We start from the raw sequence: 6,795 nt of genomic DNA on the forward strand, positions 1-6,795 counted from the left end.
GTGAGCCAGTTGGTGAAGCGGAGATACCGCATGCCGCCGCCATCAAACCGCCCGGGGCGGAAGGACGCCGTGCCGGAGGTGATCAGCCCGTCGATGCCGTGCAGCGCCCATCCCGTCGTGGTGCCGAGATCGAGGGCAAGGATCACCCGGTTGGCGCGGACGACGGGCCGCAGATCGGGGATTGCCTCGCGGCTGGAGGTGGCGAGAGTCAGGTCAGCCATGGGTGGTCTCCTCTTCTGGTTGGCTGCTCGGGTGGAAGACGACGGTGGCCTGGTGCTTGGCGGTACGGGGCCGCCGTCGTCGGATCGGAATGTGCAGGGAGCGTCGGAGCCCGCGCGCGGATACCCTCGACGTATGGGAGGAGAGGCCAAACCTGCCGGTTGGCCTCCCCATACGTAGTATGGGGGCTTGCCCACTCGTCTCATCTTCTGGCTGCAAGTCCCTGTTCCCATTGATTTTTCATGGCTCAGAGGATGAGGCGGGTCGATGAGGAAGGCCTTTCTCATCCTCATGCCCAACCCGTTGATTTCATTGGGCCATGAGAAAGGGATGAGAATGAGGAAGGCCGCGCTCATGATGAGGAAGTCAGTCATGGGCCTCCTCCGGATAGACCCAGACGGAGGGGTTCTCGACCTCGCGCGCGCGGCCGGAATGGGGGCATTTGTAGTGGGTCGGCAGCACCGCGACGCCCTCGGCAAGGACCTCTCCGGTGTCCGTGTCGATCACGGGATCGCGGCCGAAGCGCATGTCCCTGATCACGAGATATCCGAAATGCGATTGCGTCCCGGCGTACCCGTGCTCCGTGAAACTCCGGCGGAACTTGATCAGGCCCTTGGTGGCGAGCACCGACAGCCGCTCACGGATGCTGTAGCGCCCGCCGAGATCGTGCTGGTTCTCGAACGCCTCCGCGAACTGCGTGGCGGTGTAGAGCCGACCCTCGGCCGCCTCGTCGAAGATCATCCCCAGGACGACCTGGTTTTTCCGATCCCGCTCGGCATCATGCCTGGCGCCGATGTCCTGGCGCACGAGGCGCTCGTTCATCGGGTTGATCTCGACCCATTGGCCGCGCACCTTGTCGATCAGCTTCGAGGGCAGCGCGGGGCCGTTGCGCAGCTCGATCTCCAACTTGCGCTCTGACGCGTCCTCGTCGGGGCGGTGCAGGATGAGGCCGGAAGTGTAGAAGCCCCGCAAGGCGCTGGCGCCCGAAAGCGCGAGGAACGGATCCTCCTTCACCTGGTGCTTGCTGAGCTTCTTGGTGTGGTGGATCAGGATGACTCCGCAGTCCGGGTCGATGTGGTCGCGCAGAACCTCGACCCGCTCCTTGAGGAAGAACATCATGGCGGTGTTGTCGTTCTCGCCACCGCCATCGGGTCCGCCATCGAAGAGGTTCCGGATCGGGTCGACGCAGAGGATGTCGGGCGGCGCATCCGGGAATGCCGTCCGGATCGCACGGGCAACCCGCACGCTGCCCTCGTTGTCGAGCAGCATTTTCAGCTTGGGTGTGGCGACGAAGGTGTCGCGCGCGGCGGCCATCACGTCGGGCGGCAGGGCGATCTGCTTCAGCCGCTCGCGCAGATAGTGATACTGGATCTCGGCCTGCAGGTAGAAGATCCGCAGCGGCCGTGGCGGCGTGAAGCCGAGGAAGGGCACACCGGCGGCCATGTGGACAAGCCAGGAGATCAGCAGGTCGCTCTTGCCGACCTTGGGCGCACCGCCCAGCACCAGCAGTCCGCCCGGCGTCAGCACGCGGGGCGCGATGATGTCCTCCGGCATCGGGCTCTGGTCGTCCAGCAGCGCGCCCAACGTGAAGGCGGGCATCTCGACCGGTCCCGGTGCGCCGGAGTCCAGCCGGATCAGCGGCGGGCCGTATTTCTTGACATGCAGTTCCCAAAGCCGCTCGGATTCCCGCTTCAGCCGCTCAACCGGCCACTGGGGCCGCAGCATCGCGGCGTTGTAGCCGCAGATGCCGATCCAGCCCTCGTCCTTTGTCATCCGGCCCTCGTGGACCATGCGGATGAAATGCCCGATCGCGGCGGACGCACCTTCGAAGCGGGACCAGTCGTCCTGCGCCCCCTCGCGCACCGGCGTGACCAGCACATCATCCATCGCCGGTTTGTCGGGATGGGTGAACGCGGGCTGCAGGGACACGCCCGGCGCGGGCGGCATGTCGGTGACGGCTTCGATGAATTCGGCCAGATCGCGTTCGCGGTCGGCGTTCAGTTCGACGATCCGCACCTGCGTCTTGAGGTTGTTCTTGTAGTAGACCGAGCCCGCCACTCGGATCGGCTGATGGGCGGAGCGGAAATGCATGTCGCCGCCGACCTTTGCGGCGATGTCGCCGCGCAGACGGCAGACGCGCGCTATGTCTTCACCCTCGGCAGGTTCGGTCAGCGCCCACCAAACGTGGCACTTGCGCTGCCCCTCGGCCGTCACGCCGCCGCTCTCCACCACCATGCTGGCCACGCCGAGGTGGCGCTCGAGGTGCGCGCGCTTGGCGGCGATGTCACCGGTATCGAGATCGACCACCACCGTCTGCATCTGCAGGATATCGGCGGCCTTGGCCTGGCCGTGCGCGGACACGGTGCCGGGGATGACGTAGACCGCGGCACCTTCCCGCGAGGCCCATGTCGCGAAGGTCGCCATCTTTTCGGGGGCGGAATGATCCGCTTCCAGCCAGATGTTGTGCGGGCGGCCATCGATGCCCTGACCCTTGTCGATGAAACTGCGGACAGGGATCAGACCGTCGCAATACCCGAAGACGACCTGCATGAATTGCGCGATCTGCGCAGGGTCGGGCTCGTCGCCGAAGACGTCGATCTGCGGCGCGGCATCGTTGAAGTCGCGCCATGGGTTGAAATGGACGATGTTTTCCTTGGGCTCATCGGGCGTGGTGTCGTCGCGCATGGCTGGCTCCTGGTCGGGGTCGGATGGCTCGGTGGGCTCGTCGGTCATGCAGCCACGCTCCAGCAACGCGCGGCAAAGGGACAAAACCGGCATTCGAAGAAGTCGCGGCTGGCGGCGATGCGGGGCAGCAGATCGCCCGCGTCGGTAGCCTGCAGGATCCGCACCGCGCGGTCGGACATGCGCTGCGCCAGATCGGCATCGAAGGGCACCTGCTCGTGATGCAGTTCGGCCGTGTCCTTGTTGATCGCCGTGAACAGTGCAGGGGCCGAGGAAATGCCCGGCACCGAGGGCTCCATGTAAGCCTGGTAGATCGCGATCTGGGCGGCATAGACGGGCTTGGAGACGGCAACCCCGTCCTTGACGCAGGCCCGCCAGTTCTTCGCGTTCATCGTCTTGCATTCCCAGAGCGCCGGGGTGCGGAGACCGAGCGCGGCCGGGGCTCCGGCCACGATCCCGTCGACATGCCCCCGGATGCGGCCGCCAGCGACGGAAAAGCCGAACTGATCCCCATCGGGCCTGTTGCCCCTGCGGGTGTAGAGGTCGAGCCCCGCCGCCCGCAGCCAGCGGATCGCCAGATCCTCGAGCTGATGACCGATCGCGAAGATCCGCAGGGTCTGGCCGCCGAAATCCGCGCCCTCATCCTTGGGCGCGCCCGCGAACTCGAACTGCAGCGCGCGTTCGCAGGCATGCCCCAGACGGGACGCGCCGAGATAGGTTCGGGGAGGCGTGGCCTCCCGCTCGGCGATCAGCGCGGCGTCGACCAGCGTGTTGATCCGCTCGGCCATGGAAGGGCGCGGATTGAAATCCAACATCAGAACGGCACCTCGCTCCTGGCGGAGATGCGCGACATCTCGGCGCTGTAGCCTTCCAGAACCTCCTCGATCAGCGCGGTGACCTCTGTCGCATCCAGGTCCCGCAGCCGCTTGTCCCAGCCGATCTCGTCCATGGTCGTGCCGAGCCGCTTCATCACCAGAGCTATGGCGAGGCGTTCTTCATCGGTCGTTCCCTGCATGGTCAGTCCTTTCCGGTGGCGGGCCGCGAAGAACGCCTGGCAGTGCATCGAGCAGAACCAGCGGTGTTCGCGGGGGCGGGGTTTGATGGGGTTGAAGAAACCGAAGCCGCGCGCGGGGCGCAGACAGACAGCGCAAGGCTTGAGGCGCGGGTGCCAGAGCCGAATACGCTCCGGGCAATCCGCAGGCGCTGCGGGCGGGGATGGGACTTGCGCGACATGGCTCACGCCGCCCTCCGCTCGGGCTCGGCAGCCGTGACGAGGCGCCGGATGTCGCGCTTGTTGAACTGGAACGAGATCAGCGCGGAGGCGCGATAGCGCGTCAGGCCGTAATCGCGCCGGAACTCCGGCGGCAGGCAATTCAGCTGCTTTTCCGTCGCGTCCTGCTTCAGCCAGCCCTTGGACTTGAAGGCGCTCTCGTCGGTCTCGTGGGTGTTCAGCCAGTCGTCGGCCTGCGCGAGACAGACGATGCGCTCGCCCACGCTCAGGAGCCGCGTCGCCTTGCCTTTGGCGCCCCCGACCGCGTGCCAGCGGCCCTCGAGGAAGAACACGCCGCCCCAGGCGTGAAAGCCGTTGGCCATCAGCGCGGCGTCGTCGCCGAACAGGTCCACCCACGCGAAACTCGATCGCTCGAGAAGATCGAGCTCGGTCATGACGAAACTGTCGATTGGCTCAGCGCCTTCGCGCGGCAACTCGCACCCGCAGATCGGGCATTCGGTGACCGCGATCGGGATCTCGGCCTTGCATTCGGGGCAGAGCTTCGTGGGGGCTTCCCCCGGCGTCGGCACGCGGCCGTCGAGATCGACATCCTGCTCCAGCGTGCCGTGCGTGAGGCTCGACATCCCGAAATCCAGAACGATGCAGTCGGTCTTCACGATGCCCGGGTGTTCCTCGGGATCGACGGTGCGCAGGCCGCGCCCAACCATCTGGATCATCGTGGACTTGTAGGAACTGGGGCGCAGCAGCACGACGCAGGAGGTGGGCGGGTGGTCCCATCCCTCGGTTAGCACCGCCACGTTGACCACGACGCGGATGTCCCCCGCCGCGTAGTCGGCGAGGATCGCCTTTCGGGTCTCTGCCGCCAGATCGCCGTGGACCAGGGCGGCGGAAACGCCCGCCGCCCTGAAGGCGTCGGTGACGTGTTCGGCGTGGGCGACGGTGGAGCAGAACACCACGGTCTGCCGATCGCCCGCCTTTTCCTTCCAGTGGCGGATCACTTCATCGGTGACGGGGGCGCGGTCCATGATGCCCGCCACTTCCGCCATGTCGAAATCCGACATGGTCTTGCGGACCGAGCGCAACTCGTCCTGGACACCGACATCGATGACGAAGGTGCGCGGCGGCACCAGATGGCCCGAGGCGATCAGCTCGCCCAGCCGCACCTGGTCGGCGACATTGTCGAAGACCTCGCGCAGCCCCTTCCTGTCGCCCCGGTTCGGGGTAGCCGTGACCCCGAAGATGCGGGCGTCGGGATTGGCTTCGCGCACCCGGTCGATGATGCGGCGATAGCTGTCGGCGACGGCATGGTGCGCCTCGTCGACGACCAGCAGGTCGAGACGCGGCATGTCCGCGAGGTTCGAGGCGCGCGCCAGCGTCGGCACCATGGCGAAGGCGACCTGGCCGCTCCACGACTTCTCCGTGGCGTCGATGACCGATGTGGCGACGCCCGGCACCACGCGCTGGAACTTGGCGCGGTTCTGCGCCGTCAGTTCGTCCCGATGCGCCAGCACGCAGGCCTTCGCACCGTCGCCGATCATCTCGCCGGTGACCGCCGAGAGCATGATGGTCTTGCCAGCACCGGTGGGCGCTACGCCCAGCGTGTTGCCGCGGGAGGCGAGCGCAGCCAGGCTGCGCTCGACGAAGGTCTTCTGGCGGGGGCGCAGGCGCATGGCCGGTCTCCCCCTTACTGCGCCCAGCTCGGCCGACCGGCGAACCCGGGAGCGGACGCGGGCTGGCCGGGCTGATGTGCCGGCGCCGCAGGGGAGGTCTGCTGCGGGGCATGCCCGGCTGCACCTTGTTCGCCGAACTGCAGCGGCACAGTCCCCATGACTTGCGCGTAGTCGCGATGGTCGGGCGTGACCGCGCTGCGGATCTCGTTCTTGTCGTCGCCGCTGGCATCGGTGCCGATGTCGATGCGGGCGATGAACTCGATCCCGTCGAGATCGGCAAAGCCGTTGATCCGCCGCGCCGCCTGCGCCTGCGGCGACTGGTCCTTGTCGGAAATCCCGCGCGCCGAGTTGAGCATGCCGCGCACGAGGCTGCGGCCCATGTTGGCCCAGTCCGGCCCCTTCGGGCTGTAGAGCCCGATGAGGGTGAAGATCTTGCGCCGGGCGTACTGGCCCTCGGTTACGGTGAACTCGCCGTTCAGGTAGACAGCACCCGTCGAGCCGCGGGTGGCGTACCCCCCGGTCCAGCCCTGCGACGGATCGTCGAAACCGCCCGGTCGGATGGTCAGACGCACCGTGGCCAGCGTGCCCTTGGGGATCAGGTTGGTGTTGCTCTGCGCGTCGTTGAAATCGTTCCAGGAACCCATGGGGAACCTCCTTTTCTGATCATGATTGCGGTTGGGATTGGGCGTCAGCCGCCGGATCGGCGAGTGGCCGGGTGTAGGTCAGGCGTTTGGGTGCTGGCGCGACGGGGGCGCGGATCTTCGTCATCAGTCGGCCGAGGTGAGGCTCCTCGACCTGACCCAGACGCCCCGAGCGGTCCTTCGCCGGAAAACCCCAGGGGTTGATCGTCTGGCAGACGAAGGCGCGGTAGGGATCGCCCCCGTCGGCTTTCAACTCCGCCATGGTGATCACCTCGTCGACGATCCCCGGCAGCTCCAACCCGGTCTTCGAGCCGTCGATCTGCGGCTGGAACACCTTGCGATTGAAATCGTC

Annotated in this window: 5 protein-coding genes and 2 pseudogenes; all 7 read right to left on the reverse strand. The window is 66.8% G+C overall.

The features are described from left to right. Positions 1-221 (reverse strand): annotated as a pseudogene (locus tag ACSSV8_RS19710) (hypothetical protein); the annotation flags it as partial. A 364-nt stretch (positions 222-585) separates the two neighbouring features. Next, entirely contained in the window at positions 586-2,952 is a 2,367-nt protein-coding gene (locus ACSSV8_RS19715; RefSeq protein WP_454283613.1) for an AAA family ATPase, read from the reverse strand. Continuing rightward, the gene (locus ACSSV8_RS19720) at positions 2,949-3,716 is read right to left on the reverse strand and encodes a PD-(D/E)XK nuclease family protein (RefSeq protein WP_454283614.1); all 768 of its coding nucleotides are present in this window, start codon (positions 3,714-3,716) and stop codon (positions 2,949-2,951) included. The genes ACSSV8_RS19715 and ACSSV8_RS19720 overlap by 4 nt, the downstream gene beginning before the upstream one ends. Next, positions 3,716-3,916, reverse strand: coding sequence for a DUF6511 domain-containing protein (locus ACSSV8_RS19725; protein ID WP_454283615.1), 201 nt, complete (start codon positions 3,914-3,916; stop codon positions 3,716-3,718). Before ACSSV8_RS19725 ends, ACSSV8_RS19720 begins: the two co-directional genes overlap by 1 nt. Positions 3,917-4,137: 221 nt before the next feature. Next, positions 4,138-5,802, reverse strand: a complete 1,665-nt coding sequence (locus tag ACSSV8_RS19730; RefSeq protein ID WP_454283616.1) for a DEAD/DEAH box helicase family protein — start codon at positions 5,800-5,802, stop codon at positions 4,138-4,140. 14 nt (positions 5,803-5,816) lie between these two features. Next, positions 5,817-6,446, reverse strand: a complete 630-nt coding sequence (locus tag ACSSV8_RS19735) for a hypothetical protein (protein ID WP_454283617.1) — start codon at positions 6,444-6,446, stop codon at positions 5,817-5,819. A 19-nt stretch (positions 6,447-6,465) separates the two neighbouring features. Further along, positions 6,466-6,795, reverse strand: a pseudogene (locus ACSSV8_RS19740) (hypothetical protein); the annotation flags it as partial.

The sequence above is a fragment of the Roseovarius sp. MBR-79 genome (assembly GCF_053628555.1).